At 72.7% G+C, this 15506-nt stretch carries 14 protein-coding genes; 2 read left to right on the top strand and 12 right to left on the bottom strand.

From position 1 onward, the window contains the following. Nucleotides 1-79: 79 nt before the first annotated feature. From ACZ6ZN_RS14160 to ACZ6ZN_RS14135, 6 genes are all read right to left on the bottom strand, one after another. Complete coding sequence (locus ACZ6ZN_RS14160) at nt 80-1888, bottom strand: alpha/beta hydrolase (protein WP_469646059.1); 1809 nt, start codon at nt 1886-1888, stop codon at nt 80-82. A gap of 9 nt (nt 1889-1897) precedes the next feature. Next, the gene (locus tag ACZ6ZN_RS14155) at nt 1898-2191 is read right to left on the bottom strand and encodes a hypothetical protein (RefSeq protein WP_469646057.1); all 294 of its coding nucleotides are present in this window, start codon (nt 2189-2191) and stop codon (nt 1898-1900) included. 437 nt (nt 2192-2628) lie between these two features. Next, on the bottom strand, nt 2629-4260 hold the full coding sequence (gene groL / locus ACZ6ZN_RS14150; RefSeq protein WP_469646055.1) for a chaperonin GroEL: 1632 nt from the start codon (nt 4258-4260) through the stop codon (nt 2629-2631). A gap of 116 nt (nt 4261-4376) precedes the next feature. Then, complete coding sequence (gene groES / locus ACZ6ZN_RS14145) at nt 4377-4685, bottom strand: co-chaperone GroES (protein WP_053135717.1); 309 nt, start codon at nt 4683-4685, stop codon at nt 4377-4379. Between the two features lie 169 nt (nt 4686-4854). Further along, the gene (locus ACZ6ZN_RS14140; RefSeq protein WP_469646054.1) at nt 4855-5808 is read right to left on the bottom strand and encodes a polysaccharide deacetylase family protein; all 954 of its coding nucleotides are present in this window, start codon (nt 5806-5808) and stop codon (nt 4855-4857) included. Next, the gene (locus ACZ6ZN_RS14135; protein WP_451880271.1) at nt 5805-6683 is read right to left on the bottom strand and encodes a polysaccharide deacetylase family protein; all 879 of its coding nucleotides are present in this window, start codon (nt 6681-6683) and stop codon (nt 5805-5807) included. The genes ACZ6ZN_RS14140 and ACZ6ZN_RS14135 overlap by 4 nt, the downstream gene beginning before the upstream one ends. Before the next feature lie 205 nt (nt 6684-6888). On the opposite strand from ACZ6ZN_RS14135, the gene ACZ6ZN_RS14130 reads away from it, so the two are divergent. Continuing rightward, a complete protein-coding gene (locus ACZ6ZN_RS14130; protein ID WP_469646052.1) occupies nt 6889-8088 on the top strand; it encodes a THUMP-like domain-containing protein in 1200 nt (399 codons plus the stop codon). A gap of 117 nt (nt 8089-8205) precedes the next feature. Here ACZ6ZN_RS14130 and ACZ6ZN_RS14125 read toward each other — a convergent pair whose 3' ends face one another. Together ACZ6ZN_RS14125 and ACZ6ZN_RS14120 are read right to left on the bottom strand one after the other, a co-directional pair. After that, nucleotides 8206-9252 (bottom strand): LCP family protein, encoded by a 1047-nt coding sequence (locus tag ACZ6ZN_RS14125; RefSeq protein WP_469646050.1) that lies wholly within the window; start codon nt 9250-9252, stop codon nt 8206-8208. Nucleotides 9253-9396: 144 nt separating this feature from the next. Next, on the bottom strand, nt 9397-10464 hold the full coding sequence (locus ACZ6ZN_RS14120) for a LacI family DNA-binding transcriptional regulator (protein ID WP_469646048.1): 1068 nt from the start codon (nt 10462-10464) through the stop codon (nt 9397-9399). A gap of 186 nt (nt 10465-10650) precedes the next feature. Here ACZ6ZN_RS14120 and ACZ6ZN_RS14115 point away from each other — a divergent pair, with 186 nt between their 5' ends. Beyond that, complete coding sequence (locus ACZ6ZN_RS14115; RefSeq protein ID WP_469646045.1) at nt 10651-12957, top strand: beta-xylosidase/alpha-l-arabinosidase; 2307 nt, start codon at nt 10651-10653, stop codon at nt 12955-12957. Between the two features lie 30 nt (nt 12958-12987). On the opposite strand, the gene ACZ6ZN_RS14110 is transcribed toward ACZ6ZN_RS14115, so the two are convergent. Genes ACZ6ZN_RS14110 through tsaB form a run of 4 tightly spaced genes read right to left on the bottom strand, consistent with a single transcriptional unit; the run spans nt 12988 to nt 15488 of the window. Beyond that, nucleotides 12988-13245 (bottom strand): hypothetical protein, encoded by a 258-nt coding sequence (locus tag ACZ6ZN_RS14110; RefSeq protein ID WP_398107018.1) that lies wholly within the window; start codon nt 13243-13245, stop codon nt 12988-12990. Next, nucleotides 13242-14339, bottom strand: coding sequence for a tRNA (adenosine(37)-N6)-threonylcarbamoyltransferase complex transferase subunit TsaD (tsaD, locus tag ACZ6ZN_RS14105; RefSeq protein ID WP_469646042.1), 1098 nt, complete (start codon nt 14337-14339; stop codon nt 13242-13244). Before tsaD ends, ACZ6ZN_RS14110 begins: the two co-directional genes overlap by 4 nt. Next, nucleotides 14332-14805, bottom strand: a complete 474-nt coding sequence (gene rimI, locus ACZ6ZN_RS14100) for a ribosomal protein S18-alanine N-acetyltransferase (protein ID WP_398107131.1) — start codon at nt 14803-14805, stop codon at nt 14332-14334. Before rimI ends, tsaD begins: the two co-directional genes overlap by 8 nt. Before the next feature lie 29 nt (nt 14806-14834). After that, entirely contained in the window at nt 14835-15488 is a 654-nt protein-coding gene (gene tsaB / locus ACZ6ZN_RS14095) for a tRNA (adenosine(37)-N6)-threonylcarbamoyltransferase complex dimerization subunit type 1 TsaB (protein ID WP_451880267.1), read from the bottom strand. Between the last annotated feature and the right edge of the window lie 18 nt (nt 15489-15506).

The following is a 15506-nucleotide window of genomic DNA, read 5'->3' as shown; positions in this document are numbered from 1 at the left end:
GACAAGTACACGGGCGGTCAGTCTGGTCTTCACGGCGGGAGCCTTACATCGTCGGTCGGGTGAGCGGCAACATGTCTTCCTACTTCACGCGCGCCCAAGGGTCAGGAGCCGGTATGAGAGGGACTTCGTCGCCCTTGCCGACCACCACCAGAGCCTGGTTGCGAAGACTCTGGGAGAAATCCTCCTCGCCCCTCGTGTCCCAGTAGCCGCTGTGCCCCTGCGTGTCCGTGGTCATCTGGTTGGCGCCGAACCCGTGGTCGCTGGGGATGGTGAAGCCGCTTCCACCATGGCCCCACCGTCCGATGTCCGGAACCGTGTCACCGTCGGCCTCCTCGTTCCACACGTGCCCCGCCGGTACGTCCATCTCTTCCGCGCTGGAGACCTTCACCCCCGGACTGCCAGCGAAAACGACGTCGGCGGCGTTGAGCTGCCCTGTTTGGGCAGCGGCGCCTATCACCGTTGTCCCATAGGAATGGCCGATCACTGTTCGGTGCGGTTCCGTCTCCCCGGAGTGAGACGCTTCCAGTCCATCTAGGAAGCGGTTGAGAGCCGGTGCCCCGTCGTAGGCGTAGTTCTCGAAGGGGGCGTCCTTGACCACGTCGTCCGGCGCGTCGTATCCGAGCCACGTAATGGTGGAGACGGTCCTACCGTCGGCCTCGTCGTTAGCCGCACGCCACACATCTTCCATCCGGCGGATGTTGCCCTTGATGCTCGCCAGGTCCGACTCGGTGCCCGGTACGTACACGGCTTGGTGGTCCGCGGTGTCCGGATTCCCATTGGCGATGATCGCCCGGCCGTCCCCGTCGGGGCTGAAGCCCAACAGGTACGCCTCCGGCAGCCCTCGTCTGCCGCTGGCGTCGAAGCGATCCTGGATGTGCTGCATGCCCTTGAGCGACGTGGTGAGGTATTCCCGGCGGTCCCCGTACTCCCGGTGCCATGCCATCCACTCGTCGGTGTGCACCTTGGCCGGGTACCCCCCAGCGGTGATCCAGGTCCACTCGTTGGCGGGCGGCTTGGGCATGGCGTTGAGTTCCGTCCGGTACCGGCCCCGCGTCTCGTCGAGCACGATGCGGTTGGCGTCGTCGCGCACGGCGGAAGGCACCCCGTCGAGGGCGCCTACAATCTCCGGGCGCATGGAGACCCACGCAGCCTGCTGCTCTGCATCCAACCCACTCCACCATGCCGCGTTCTCCCGCGGGCTGCCGTCCTTGGGAGGCTGCGGCATACCGTCGAGGTAGTCCTTGCCTGCGGAACGCACGCCTTTCGAGTCCGAGGCGGTGTCGGCCCAGTCGCCGTCGGAGACGGTCAGGTCGTCGTCCGCCATGAGCGCTCGGACCTTGGGCGCCCACTTGGCGTCGGCGTCCGTGGCCTCCTGGAGCGCCTCGGTTATCCGGTCGGCGAGGTCTTGCGCGCGTCGATAGTGGGGGTTGGGATCCAGGTTGGCCGCCTGGCGGGCCAACGCGGAAGCCGTGGGGTCGGTCAAGCCAGCGGCCTTGCCGCCCCCGGCGGGTGCGGCACCGGTTCCCTCGCCACCCGCCGGGTAGGTGATCGACCCATCGGAGTTGACGGTGTACTTGGCGGCGTGAGCCTCCTCCACCGCGGCATCCAACTTCTTCTTGGCCGCCGTGAGGTCGTGGACGAAGCCATTGAGCGCGGTGCTGGCCAGGCCGCACTCCGTCTGGGTGTAGTGGAAGTTCTGCGCCAGTTCTCGCAGTTGCTCCATCGCGGCCGAGGCGGCGTCGCCCTCCAGGGCCTGCGGCATGGCCTTGGCTATCTGCTTCTCGATACGGTCCTTGGCAGCGCTCGCCATGTCACTGGTCGCGCGGTAACCGTCGGCCGCGTCGGAGAACGCCGACAGTTTGAGGTTCTTGAGGGTGGCGTAGTCCATGGCGTGGGGTCACCCGCCCTGCGGCCGGTCACCACCGGCAGGCGTATCCCGGTACTCGGTCCTGAGTTTGGCGATCTCGTCCTTGATCGCGTGCTCTTGCTTGAGTACCTCGCTGCCCACTTTCTCCATGATCCCGGCCAGCTTGCCGCAGCGGTCGTCGACCTTCTTGACGTAACGCTGCCAGGAGCTGTACACCTCCCGCTGAGCGGTCGCGGTCAGACATCCGGCGTCGTCACCGAAGCCCTCCTGGCCGTCCTCCAGCCGGGTCTTCGCCCTGCCGATGTGGTCACGCAGGGAACCCACCTCGTGACCGGCCCTCGCCCACGCGGCCTTACTGGACCTGAGCTTCCCGGAACTGCCGCCCCCGCTCGGGCCGGCGGCGGAGTCGAGTTGTGTGTGCGCCGAATGCCGCGCCAGCGCCTCGCTCTTCGTTCTTTCCCACTCGTCCCAGGCCATGCGCCGGTCTCCTCCCCCTGTACAGCCGGTCTTCCCCTGTGCGCACGGTGCCCGCCACCCGGTTTACGCCGAGCGGGCGGAACGGGCGTCGGGCTGCCGACCGACGACCACCGTAGCGAAGTTGATCACGACGCGGGACGGGCGTGGTACTGGAAAAGTTGAGTAGAGCTACTCATGCGCCACGGTTGGTGATGGTGTTCAGGGGTCGGAAGCCCGGCAAGGGGCGTGAACGGGCGGAGCCCCGGTCCCTCGGGGGGACCGGGGCTCCGTGGGAGCGGGTCGGCTCAGTGGGCGTGGCCGTGGCCGTGGCCGTGGCCCGCGGCGGCCGGCTCCTCCTCTTCCTTCTTCTCGACGACCAGGGTCTCGGTCGTGAGGAGGAGGGAGGCGATGGAGGCGGCGTTCTCCAGGGCGGAGCGGGTGACCTTGACCGGGTCGATGACGCCGGCCTTGATCAGGTCGCCGTACTCGCCGGAGGCGGCGTTGTAGCCGCTGCCCTTGTCGAGCTCGGCGACCTTGGAGACGATGACGTAGCCCTCGAGGCCGGCGTTCTCGGCGATCCAGCGCAGCGGCTCGACGGCGGCCTTGCGGACCACGGAGACACCGGTGGCCTCGTCGCCGGTCTTGTCGAGGTTGCCCTCGAGGACCTTGACGGCGTGGACCAGGGCGGAGCCACCACCGGAGACGATGCCCTCCTCGACCGCGGCGCGGGTCGCGGAGATGGCGTCCTCCAGACGGTGCTTGCGCTCCTTGAGCTCGACCTCGGTGGCGGCACCCACGCGGATGACGCACACGCCGCCGGCCAGCTTCGCGAGGCGCTCCTGGAGCTTCTCGCGGTCCCAGTCGGAGTCCGTGGTCTCGATCTCGGCCTTGATCTGGGCGACGCGGCCCTGCACGTCTTCCTTGTTGCCGGCGCCGTCGACGACCGTCGTGTCGTCCTTGGTGACGGTGACGCGACGGGCGGAGCCGAGGACATCCAGGCCCACCTGGTCGAGCTTGAGGCCGACCTCCTCGGAGACGACCGTGGCGCCGGTCAGGACGGCCATGTCCTGCAGCATCGCCTTGCGGCGGTCGCCGAAGCCGGGGGCCTTCACGGCGACGGCGTTGAACGTGCCGCGGATCTTGTTCACGACCAGGGTCGACAGGGCCTCGCCCTCGACGTCCTCGGCGATGATCAGCAGCGGCTTGGAGGCGTTGGCCTGGATGACCTTCTCCAGCAGCGGCAGCAGGTCCGCGATGGCGGAGATCTTGCCCTGCGTGATGAGGATGTACGGGTCGTCCAGGACGGCTTCCATGCGCTCCTGGTCCGTCACGAAGTACGGCGACAGGTAGCCCTTGTCGAAGGCCATGCCCTCGGTGAAGTCCAGCTCCAGACCGAAGGTGTTGGACTCCTCGACGGTGATGACACCGTCCTTGCCGACCTTGTCCATGGCCTCGGCGATGAGCTCGCCGACCTGCTGGTCCTGGGCGGACAGCGCGGCGACGGCGGCGATGTCGGACTTCTCGTCGATCGGGCGGGCCGAGGCGAGCAGGTCGTCGGAGACGGCCTTGACGGCGGCGTCGATGCCCTTCTTCAGCGCGGCCGGGGAGGCACCCGCGGCGACGTTCTTCAGGCCCTCGCGCACGAGCGCCTGGGCGAGCACGGTCGCGGTGGTCGTACCGTCACCCGCGATGTCGTTGGTCTTGGTCGCCACCTCCTTGACCAGCTGGGCACCGAGGTTCTCGTACGGGTCCTCGATCTCGACCTCGCGGGCGATCGTGACACCGTCGTTGGTGATGGTGGGGGCGCCGAACTTCTTGTCGATGACGACGTTGCGGCCCTTGGGGCCGATCGTCACCTTGACCGTGTCGGCAAGCTTGTTGACGCCGCGCTCGAGGGCGCGACGGGCGTCCTCGTCGAACTTCAGGATCTTCGCCATGGGAGCGTGAGCCCTCTTCCGGAAATTGGGATAACGACAACTGCGCCCCGGGCGCCCGGCTTATTGGCGATCGCGGGGGCCAGGGGCGCAGTTCAGAGCAAGGTGCTTCGGGTGAATTACTTCTCGATGATCGCGAGCACGTCGCGGGCCGAGAGGACGAGGTACTCCTCGCCGTTGTACTTCACCTCGGTGCCGCCGTACTTGCTGTAGAGCACGACGTCGCCGACGGAGACGTCGAGCGGAAGACGGTTGCCGTCCTCGAAGCGGCCCGGGCCCACGGCCAGGACGACGCCCTCCTGGGGCTTCTCCTTGGCGGTGTCCGGGATGACCAGGCCAGAGGCGGTGGTCTGCTCGGCGTCGAGCGGCTGGACCACGATGCGGTCCTCGAGCGGCTTGATGGCAACCTTGGAGCTGGTGGTCGTCACGATCCGACCTCCCCCTTCGGAGATCTCACGGGGTTAACTGTCTGAGGTGGCGACCAGGTGGATCCGTCGTCGCGGGTGCCGGACCTGCCCGTCGCTGTGTTGGCACTCTCCAGGGGGGAGTGCCAGACCCGAGACTATGACTGCGATTAGCACTCGGTCAAGCGGACTGCTAATTGCCCGCGGCGCGTCGGTCGGCCGGCCGCTCCGGCGCGCCTCCCCGGTGGTCCTCCGGGTGGTTCTCCGGGTGGTTCTCCGGGTGGTCCTTCAGGTGGTCCGGCAGGCCTTTCTCCAGGTGGTCCTCCAGCCGTCCCACCCGCAGACCCCGGCGGTCGATCTTGCGCAGCAGGCTCCGCGTCCGTTCGGCGAGCGTCAGGGAGTCGGTGTCGCCGGACGGCACCGAGACGATGTCGCCCGGCCGCAGCCTCCGTGCGCCCCGGCGGTAGTCCAGCTCTCCGTCGCCGTCCAGGGACACGCGCCACAGGACGACCGCCCGGATGCCGCAGTCGGCTGCGGCGCGCAGGGTCGTCGTGTCGTAGGTGCCGTAGGGCGGCCGGAAGAGCCGGGGGTGGACGCCGAACCGGGCCCGGAGCTTGTGCTGCTGGCCGCAGATCTCCGCGCGCTGGCCGGCGTAGGGCAGTCCGCGCAGGGCGGGGTGGTCCAGCGTGTGGTTCTGGAGGGAGGCGCCGACGGCGCGCAGCCGGGCGAAGTGGGCGTAGCCGGGGCCCACGACGCTGTCGGTGAGGAACAGGCTGACGGGGAGCCGTCGTTCGCGCACCAGGTCGACGAAGCGGGGGTCGCGCTCGGCGCCGTCGTCGTAGGTGAGGAAGACGACCGGGTCGCGGGTGGCGACGCGGTCGACGACGGGCGGCAGGCCCGTCGCCCGGCGTCCGTCGACGGGAGCGGAGACCGCCCCGGGCGCTCGACCACCGGCGGGAGCGGAGACCGCCCCCGAGGCCCGGCCGTCGACGGGAGCGGGGGCCGCTCCGGAGGCTCGGCCGTCGGCGGGAGCCGAGGCCGCCCCGGGCGCTCGGCCGTCGGCGCCGCCCGGGTGCTCCCCCGGTGCCGTGGCGCAGCCGGCCAGCAGGGCCAGGCCCGCGCACAGGGCGGCGGCCCGCCGCCTCACAGGTAGTCCTCCAGCCGCCCGACGGCGTACCCCTCGGCCGTGACCTTGTTCAGGAAGCGGCGGAGCATGTCGGGCATCGTGCCCTTCCACTCGCCGGGGCCCCGGAAGTGGGTGAGCACGATGTCGCCCGGGCGCAGGTCGCGGTCCGCCTCGCGGTACTCCCAGTGGTCGGCGAAGACCTCCTCGTTCCACAGCGGGGCGTACGCGATGCCGCAGGCCTTGGCGGCCCGCAGGGTCGACCGGTCGTAGCTGCCGTACGGCGGGCGGAAGAGGGCGGGGCGCTCGCCGAAGCGCTGCTCGACGTAGCGCTGCATGCCGCAGATCTCGCGCTTCTGCGCGCGGTAGGACATGCCGCGCAGGTCGGGGTGGTGCAGGGTGTGGTTGTTCAGGGCGACGCCCTCGGCCTGCATCCGGCGGAAGTAGCGGGGGTCGTCCTCGACCAGGTAGCCGCTGAGGAACGCGGTGTAGGGGACGCCCAGTTCGCGTGTCATCCGCAGGAACGAGGGGTCCTTCTCGGCGCCGTCGTCGATGGTGAGGAAGACGACCTTGTCGCGGGTGGGGACCCGGGTGAAGACGGGCGGCAGGTCCAGTTCCCGGTGGTCCTCCACCTCGAAGCCCTTGCGCGTCTTGATCCTGGCCTTGCGCGCGGGGGCCGGCGGGGCGGACAGCGGTACGGCGCGCAGCCCCCACCGGCGGGCCGCGGCGACCCGGGCGGTGTGGGCGGAGCGCAGCTTGGAGGCGTAGGAGTCCAGGGCGCGGGCCGGGGGCGCCTTCAGGGGCTGCTGGCCGCCGGCCGGGACGACCGAGCGGTCGCCGCCCTGCGCGCAGCCCGAGGCGATGGCGGCCAGGGCGAGCACGGCGAGGCCGATCCGCAGACCGACGCGCGCTCGGCTCCTGTCCTCATGTGGCCAGATTTTGTCCTTACATGCCTGGCTTTTGTCATTTTGTACGACTGCTCGCATGGGGCCGGATCCTCGCAGCCCGCCCGTGCGAACCGGTCCCGACACCGCGGCCGCTCCCCCGACGGTCCACCGACTGGCCCACACCCCCGCCGCGCCGGTCGTGGTCGACAATGATCCGGTGAACGACCTCGCACCCCTCCTCACCCCCGAAGGCCGCGCCCTGCTCGACGAGGTGCGCGACACCGACCCGGCACAGGAGCTGGCGGTGGCGACCCGGCTGCGCCGCGAGCACCCGGCCGAGCTGGTGTCGGCGGCGCTCGGGCAGGCGCGGCTGCGGCAGCGGGCGGCGGTGAAGTTCGGCGCGGAGGACGCCCGCCGGATGTTCTTCACGCCCGACGGGGTGGAGCAGTCGACCCGGGCGAGCGTGGCCGCCTACCGGGCCGGGCGGATGGCCGCCCTGGGCGTGACCTCGGTCGCCGACCTGTGCTGCGGCATCGGCGGCGACGCGATCGCGCTGGCCCGGGCCGGGATCCGGGTCCTGGCCGTGGACCGGGACCCCCGCACGGCCGAGGCGGCCCGGGCCAACGCCGAGGCACTGGGTCTGGCCGAGCTGATCGAGGTGCGCGAGGCGGACGTCGCGGACGTGGACACCACCGGGTACGACGCCGTCTTCGCCGACCCGGCCCGGCGCGGCGGCCGGGGCCGGATCTTCGACCCGGAGGCCTACTCGCCGCCCCTGTCCTGGGCGGTGGCCGCCGCCCGCCGGGCGCCGCACGCCGCACTGAAGGTCGCCCCGGGCATCCCGCACGAGGCGGTCCCGCAGGACGCCGAGGCGGAGTGGATCTCCGACGGCGGGGACGTGAAGGAGGCGGTGTTGTGGTTCGGCACCGCCCCGGGCGCCGTGCGCGCCACTCTGCTGCCGGGCCCGCGCAGCCTGCTCTCGCGCGGCCTGCCCGACCCGGAGGTCCGCCCGCCCGGCCGCTACCTCTACGAGCCGGACGGCGCGGCCATCCGCGCCCACCTGGTCGCCGAGGTGGCCGAGGAGGTCGGCGGCGGCCTGCTCGACGCGACCATCGCCTACGTCACGGCCGACACCCTGCACCCGACCCCGTACGCCACCGCCTACGAGATCACCGACCATCTGCCCTTCAACGTCAAGAAGCTCAAGGCCCTGCTGCGGGAGCGGCGGGTGGGCACGCTGACGGTGAAGAAGCGCGGCTCGGCGGTCGAGCCGGAGGAGCTGCGCCGCAAGGTCAAGCCGCAGGGTCCGCACGCGGCGACGGTGTTCCTGACCCGGGTCGCCGGCGCCCCGGCCATGCTCGTCGGGCACCCGGCCCGAGAGTCGGGTGCGCCCGGCGGCCCGGCGCGGCAGCGGTAGCCGCCCCCCGTCCGCCCCGCGAGGGTGTACGGGCCCGGGTGCCGCCGGAAACCGGGGTGGCCGGGTCCGGCACGGCACCGACCCCGGGTTCTCCTCGGGCGGCGGCGCTCGTGCCGGTCACCGCAGCGACTCCCAGAGCTCGTCGGCCTCCGGCTGGTCCGCGACCACCCGGTTGGGGTCGGAGGGGGCCGGCACCACGGGCATCGTGACCGTGCGGACCGCGTCGGCCGACAGGCCCCGCAGGCTCCGCCCCAGCCGGCTCAGTTCCGCCAGGGAGTCCAGGCCGGTGTCCGCGGTCAGGCCCGCGGTCGCCGCGTCGGCGACCCGGTAGAGCTTCGCGGGATCGGTGAGCAGGTCCTCGGCCGCGATCTGCTCCAGCAGGGCCTTCACCAGCTTCTGCTGGAGGCCGATGCGCCCGAGGTCGCTGCCGTCGCCTATGCCGTGCCGGGTGCGGGCCAGGGCGAGGGCCCGGTCGCCGTCGAGGTGGTGGGTGCCGGCCTTCAGGTGCAGATGGCTGTCCTCGTCGGAGATGTCCTCCTCGGTGGTGACGGTGACGCCGCCGAGCGCGTCGACCAGCCGGGCGAACCCCGCGAAGTCGATCTCCAGGTAGTGGTCCATCCGCACGTGCGTCATCGCCTCGACGGTCTTCACCGCGCACACCGGACCGCCCACCTCGTACGCGCTGTTGAACATCGCGCCGTACGCCACCGCCGTCGACCCGCCGGACGGGGCCGGGCAGGAGGGGCGGGTGACCAGGGTGTCGCGCGGGATGCTCACCACCGTCGCGGCGGTCCGTCCGGCGTCGAGGTGGACGACCATCGCCGTGTCGGAGCGGGCGCCCGCGCTGTCCCCGCCGCCGAGCCGGCGGTTCTCCTCGCCGCTGCGCGAGTCCGAGCCCAGCACGAGGATGTTGAGCGCCTCGGCGGGCAGCGCGGAGTCCGCCGGCGCGGGCGAGGCGAGCGGTCGCGGCGGGCGGTCGTCGCCCAGCGCGTGGTCGATGTCGACACCGGTGATGTTGTCGTCGAGGTGCCAGTAGGCCCAGCCCGCCGCCGCGGCGCCCAGCACCAGCGCGCCCGCCAGGACCACCGCCGCGGCCCTGGGCAGGTTCGGGCGCCGGCGCGCCGCTTCACCCTCCCCGTCGCGTTCCGTCACGCCCAGGAACATAAGTCCGAATAATGTCGGCCAGGGAGTCCGGAGCGGCCTTTCTTGGGAAATTCTCAGATGGCGCAGGCTCGTCGAAACTTTCGAGCGTGCTCTCGACTTGCTTCGAATCCCTCGTCGGTCTCCCCCCGCCGCCCGGCTCCCGCGTCAGACTCCGGTCGCGGGCGCCGCCGTGCTGCTGCGGACCACCAGGCTCGTCGCCAGCTCGACCCGGGTGGCCGATGCGGCCTCCTCGTCGCGGCCGAGGTCCAGGACCAGCCGGGCCGCGGCCTCGGCCATCTCCGTCAGCGGCTGCCGCACGGTCGTCAGCGGCGGCCCCACCCAGCGCGCCACCGGCAGGTCGTCGAACCCGACCACGCTCAGGTCCTCCGGGACGCGCAGACCCAGCTCGCGGGCGGCCTCGTAGAGCCCGAGCGCCTGGAGGTCGTTCCCGGCGAAGACGGCGGTCGGCCGGTCCGGGCGGCGCAGCAGCTCCAGGCCGCGGCGGTAGCCGGTCTCGTGGTGGAAGTCCCCGGCCACGATCAGGGACGGGTCCACCGGCAGCCCGGCCGTCTCCAGCGCGGCCCGGTAGCCGTCCACCCGGGCGCGGCTGCACATCATCTGCGACGGCCCGCTGATCGCCCCGATCCTGCGGTGCCCGAGGTCGACCAGGTGCCGGGTGGCCGCGAGGCCGCCCTGCCAGTTGGTCGCACCGATCGACGGCACGTCCGCGCCGGGGTCGCCGGCCGGGTCCATCACCACGAACGGGATGGACCGGCTGGTCAGCAGCGCCCGCTGGGCCGCGTCGAGCCCGGACAGCACCAGGACCACCCCGTGCGGGCGCCGGGCCGCGACCTGGTCGGCCCAGCTCCGGCCGGGGGTGAGCCGACCCGCGCTCTCCGACAGCACCACACTGAGCCCGGCGTCCCGGGCCACGTTCTCCACGCCGCGGATGACCTCCATCGCCCAGGCGCTCTCCAGCTCGTGGAAGACCAGGTCGAGCAGCGGGGAGCGGGTCGCCTCGGCGCGCCGGCGCCGGTAGCCGTGGACGCGCAGCAGCTCCTCCACCCGGGCGCGCGTCGCCGCGGCGACGTCGGTGCGGCCGTTGAGCACCTTCGAAACAGTCGGTGCGGAGACACCGGCCTCGCGAGCGATCTCGGCGAGCGTCGCGGTCTGCGCGGTGCGCCCCCGCGTCCGGGTTTGCGTCCGGCTTTCAACCGGCTCCGGGGAAGTCATGGCGGCGATCGTATCCCTGCGGCACCTCTTGACGAAGCCCTCGGAGCGCCATAGGTTCCCGGAACATTCGAAGTACAGCTCGAAACATTCGTAGTAGCGGGTGCGGGAGAGATCGGCACAGCACCGTTCACGCGCTCGTGAGCACCGTTCGTTGAGAGGGCCGTCCGTCCACCCGACAGGAGCTTCATGACCACCGCGCCCTGGCGTGACCCCGCCCTGCCCGCCGCCGCCCGCGTCGACGACCTGCTGTCCCGGATGACCCTCCAGGAGAAGACCGCCCAGCTGTACGGCGTGTGGGTGGGCGCCGAGACGGACGGCGAGGGGGTCGCACCGCACCAGCACGACATGACCGTCGAGTACGACTGGGACGAGCTGATCACCCATGGGCTCGGCCAGCTCACCCGCCCCTTCGGCACCGCCCCCGTGGACCCGGTGCTCGGCGCGCGGTCCCTGGCCCGTGCCCAGCGGCGGATAGCCGCGGCCGGGCGCTTCGGCATCCCGGCGATCGCGCACGAGGAGTGCCTGGCCGGTTTCACCGCCTGGCAGGCCACGGCCTACCCCGTCCCGCTCGCGTGGGGCGCCACCTTCGATCCTGCGCTGGTCGAGGAGATGGCCCGCCGCATCGGCGAGGACCTGCGCTCGGTCGGCGTGCACCAGGGCCTCGCGCCCGTGCTGGACGTCGTCCGCGATCCGCGCTGGGGCCGGGTGGAGGAGACCATCGGCGAGGATCCGTACCTGGTGGGCACGGTCGGCGCGGCCTACGTGCGGGGGCTGGAGTCGGCCGGGGTCGTCGCCACGCTCAAGCACTTCGCCGGGTACGCCTCCTCGGCCGGCGCCCGCAACCTCGCCCCCGTCCGGGCGGGCCTGCGCGAGTTCGCGGACGTCACCCTGCCGCCCTTCGAGATGGCCCTGCGCGAGGGCGGGGCCCGTTCGGTGATGGCCGCCTACACCGAGACCGACGGCCTCCCGGCCTCCGCGGACCCGGAGCTGCTCACCCGGCTGCTGCGCGAGGAGTGGGGCTTCACCGGCACCGTCGTCGCCGACTACTTCGGCATCGGCTTCCTCCAGACCCTGCACCGGGTCGCGGGCACCCCGGCCGAAGCGGCCCACGCGGCCCTCGCGGCCGGCATCGACGTCGAACTGCCCACGCTCAAGTGCTACGGCCCGCCCCTGCTCGACGCCGTCCGCTCCGGCCGGGTCCCCGAGGAGCTGGTGGACCGCGCGGCCCGCCGCGTCCTGCTCCAGAAGTGCGAACTGGGCCTGCTGGACGAGGACTGGGACACCGAGCCCGACGGCCCGGTCAGCCTGGACCCGCCGCGCAACCGGGCCCTGGCCCGCCGCCTGGCCGAGGAGTCCGTCGTCCTGCTCGACAACCCGGGCGGGCTGCTGCCGCTGGCCTCCGGCACCCGGATCGCGGTCGTCGGTCCCCGGGCGGCGGACGCCCTGGCCATGCTGGGCTGCTACTCCTTCCCCTCCCACGTCCTCACCCACCACCCCGGCGTGCCGGCCGGCATCGAGATCCCCACCGTCCTGGAGGCGCTGCGCACCGAACTGCCGGACGCGAAGGTGACGTTCGCGCAGGGCTGCGACGTGAGCGACCCGGACCGGGCCGGCTTCGAGGAGGCCGTCGCCCGCACCGCCGAGGCCGACGTGTGCGTGGCGGTGCTGGGCGACCGGGCGGGCCTGTTCGGCCGGGGCACGTCCGGCGAGGGCTGCGACGCCACCGACCTCGCCCTGCCGGGCGCCCAGGGCGATCTGCTGGACGCGCTCCTGGCCACCGGCGTTCCGGTGGTGCTGGTCCTGCTGACCGGCCGCCCCTACGCGCTGGGCCGCTGGCACGGGCGGCTGGGCGCCGTCGTCCAGGCCTTCTTCCCGGGCGAGGAGGGCGGGCCGGCCGTCGCGGGCGTCCTGTCGGGCCGCGTGAACCCCTCGGGCCGGCTGCCCGTCAGCGTGCCCCGGGTGCCCGGCGGCCAGCCCTGGACCTACCTCCAGCCGCCCCTCGGCCTCGCGGGCGAGGTCAGCAACCTCGATCCGACCCCGCTGTACGCCTTCGGCCACGGCCGCTCGTACACGGCCTTCACCTGGGAGGACGTGGCGTGCGGTGACACGGAGATCGGCACGGACGGCGCCTGCGACCTGTCCGTCACGGTCCGCAACACCGGCGAGCGGGAGGGGGCGGAGGTCGTGCAGCTGTACCTGCACGACCCGGTGGCCTCGGTGACCCGGCCCGACGTCCGCCTGGTCGGCTACCGGCGGGTGGCGCTCTCCCCCGGCGAGGCGGCCCGCGTGACGTTCCGTTTCCACACCGACCTGTCGGCGTTCACCGACCGCTCGGGGCGCAGGGTGGTGGAGCCGGGCGCCCTGGAACTGCGCTTGGCGGCGTCCAGCACGGACGTACGCCACACGGCGCACCTCACGCTCACCGGTCCCGTCCGGGTCACCGGGGCCGGGCGGCGGCTGCGGTGCGAGACGGAGGTGACGGAGGCGGGGTGAGTCTCAGGGGGGCGACGGACCGGCTGCCGGTCAGCCGCCGTCCACCGACTCGAACCGCCACCGGTGCACCGCCCGCGTGACCAGCTCCCCATCCGGCTCGGGCAGTTCGGGCAGGTCGGCGTCGTACGGCGCGTCCCACCAGGTAATGACCAGGACCCGGTCCTGGGGGGCGCGCAGGGTCTCGCGGCGCAGCGGTGCGCGGGGCAGCTCCTGGGCGCGGGCCCAGCCGAGCAGGTCCTCGCCCCGCCCGGGCACGGCCCGCGCCTCCCACATCAGGGCGACCGTCACGAGTAGAGGTTCTCCTTGCTGACCTCGTGCACGTGGTCGTGGTCGTGGTCGTGGCCCGGGACGTGCGGTTCGGTCACCGGCAGGGAGGAGTCGGCGGACAGGTCCCAGCCCGACGCGGCGCGGTTGCGGGCGACCATCTCGGCGCCCAGGGCGGCGACCATCGCGCCGTTGTCCGTGCACAGCTTGGGCCGCGGCACCCGCAGCCGGATCCCGGCCGCCTCGCAGCGCTCCTGGGCGAGCGCGCGCAGCCGGGAGTTGGCGGCCACGCCGCCGCCGATCATCAGGTGGTCGACGCCCTCGTCCTTGCAGGCGCGGACGGCCTTGCGCGTCAGCACGTCCACGACCGCCTCCTGGAACGAGGCCGACACGTCGCGCACGGGCACCTCCTCGCCGGCCGCCCGTCTGGCCTCGATCCAGCGGGCCACGGCCGTCTTCAGCCCGGAGAAGGAGAAGTCGTAGGCGGGGTCGCGCGGGCCGGTCAGGCCGCGCGGGAAGGCGATCGCGTTCGGGTCGCCCTCCTTGGCGTACCGGTCGATGACCGGGCCGCCCGGGAAGCCGAGGTTCAGCACCCGGGCGATCTTGTCGAAGGCCTCACCGGCGGCGTCGTCGATGGTGGCGCCCATCGGGCGGACGTCGGAGGTGATGTCCGCGGACAGCAGCAGCGAGGAGTGACCGCCGGAGACCAGCAGCGCCATCGTCGGCTCGGGCAGCGGGCCGTGCTCCAGCTGGTCCACGCAGATGTGCGAGGCGAGGTGGTTCACGCCGTACAGGGGCTTGCCCAGGGCGTAGGCGTACGCCTTCGCCGCCGAGACGCCGACCAGCAGGGCGCCGGCCAGGCCGGGGCCGGCGGTGACGGCGACGCCGTCGAGGTCGCGGGCGCTGACGCCCGCCTCCTTCAGCGCGCGGTCGATGGTGGGGACCATCGCCTCCAGGTGGGCGCGGCTCGCGACCTCGGGGACGACGCCGCCGAAGCGGGCGTGCTCGTCGACGCTGGAGGCGATCGCGTCGGCCAGCAGGGTGGTGCCGCGGACGATGCCGACGCCGGTCTCGTCGCAGGAGGTCTCGATTCCCAGTACGAGGGGTTCGTCAGCCATTGATCTCGGTTCCTTGTGCGGAGTTCTCGGGGGCGGTCAGGCGCATCACCAGGGCGTCGACGTTCCCCGGCTGGTAGTAGCCGCGCCGGACGCCGATGGGCTCGAAGCCGAAGCGCTCGTAGAGTTTCTGCGCGCGGACGTTGTCCACGCGGCACTCCAGCAGGATCTCGGCGCACTCGAAGGCGGTGGCCGCCCGCAGCAGCTCGGCGAGCAGCCGGCCGCCGAGACCGGTGCCCCACCGCTCGCGGGCGACGGCGATGGTCTGCACGTCGGCCTGGTCACCGGTGGCGACCAGCCCGGCGTACCCGACGATCCGGGAGCCGCTCTCGGCGACCACGTACCGGCGGTTGGCCTCCGGCCCGCGGGCGTGGGCCAGTTCGGACCAGAACATGCCCCGGGACCAGGCGTCCTCGGGGAAGAGGGCCCGTTCCAGCTCCAGCACGGGGTCGATGTCCCACCAGCGCATCTCGCGCAGCGTGCACGTCTCGGCTTCGGTCACTTGGGGGTGACCACCTTGTAGTTCTTGGGGACCTGGGCGTCGGGCCGGCGCAGGTACAGCGGCCGCGGCGCGGGCAGTTCCTCACCCGCGGCGAGCCGCTCGGCGGCGAGCCGGGCCAGGGCGGCGGCGGACACGTGCTCGGGCTCGTGCGCCCGCGGGAAGGTGTCCGGGTAGAGCAGCGCGCCGGCGCCCACCGCGGGCAGGTTCTCGACCTGCGCGGCGATGTCGGCGGGCCGGTCGACGGCCGGGTCGGTGAGGCGGGTGCGCGAGTCGGCGTAGCGCGCCCAGTACACCTCCTTGCGGCGGGCGTCGGTGGCGACGACGAACGGGCCTTCCAGGTCGGCGGCGTAGGCGAGGCCGTCCAGCGTGCACACGCCGTGCACGGGGACGCCGAGGGCGAGCCCGAAGGTGTCCGCGGTCATCAGGCCGACGCGGAGCCCGGTGTACGGGCCGGGGCCGGTCCCGGCGACGATCCCGGTGACCGCGTCGAGCTTCAGCCCGGCCGCGGTGAGCACGCGGTCGATCGCCGGCAGCAGCAGTTCCCCGTGCCTCCGGGCGTCGACCTGACTGGACGAGGCGATGACGTCCTCGCCGTCGTGCAGCGCGACGGTGACAGCGGGCGTGGCGGTATCCAGAGCGAGCAAGAGCACGCAAACAGCCTACGGCTC

It is taken from the genome of Streptomyces sp. NPDC053665, assembly GCF_055585285.1.
The sequence above is the reverse complement of the archived record's forward strand: the minus strand, read 5'-3'. Positions and strand labels throughout refer to the sequence as shown.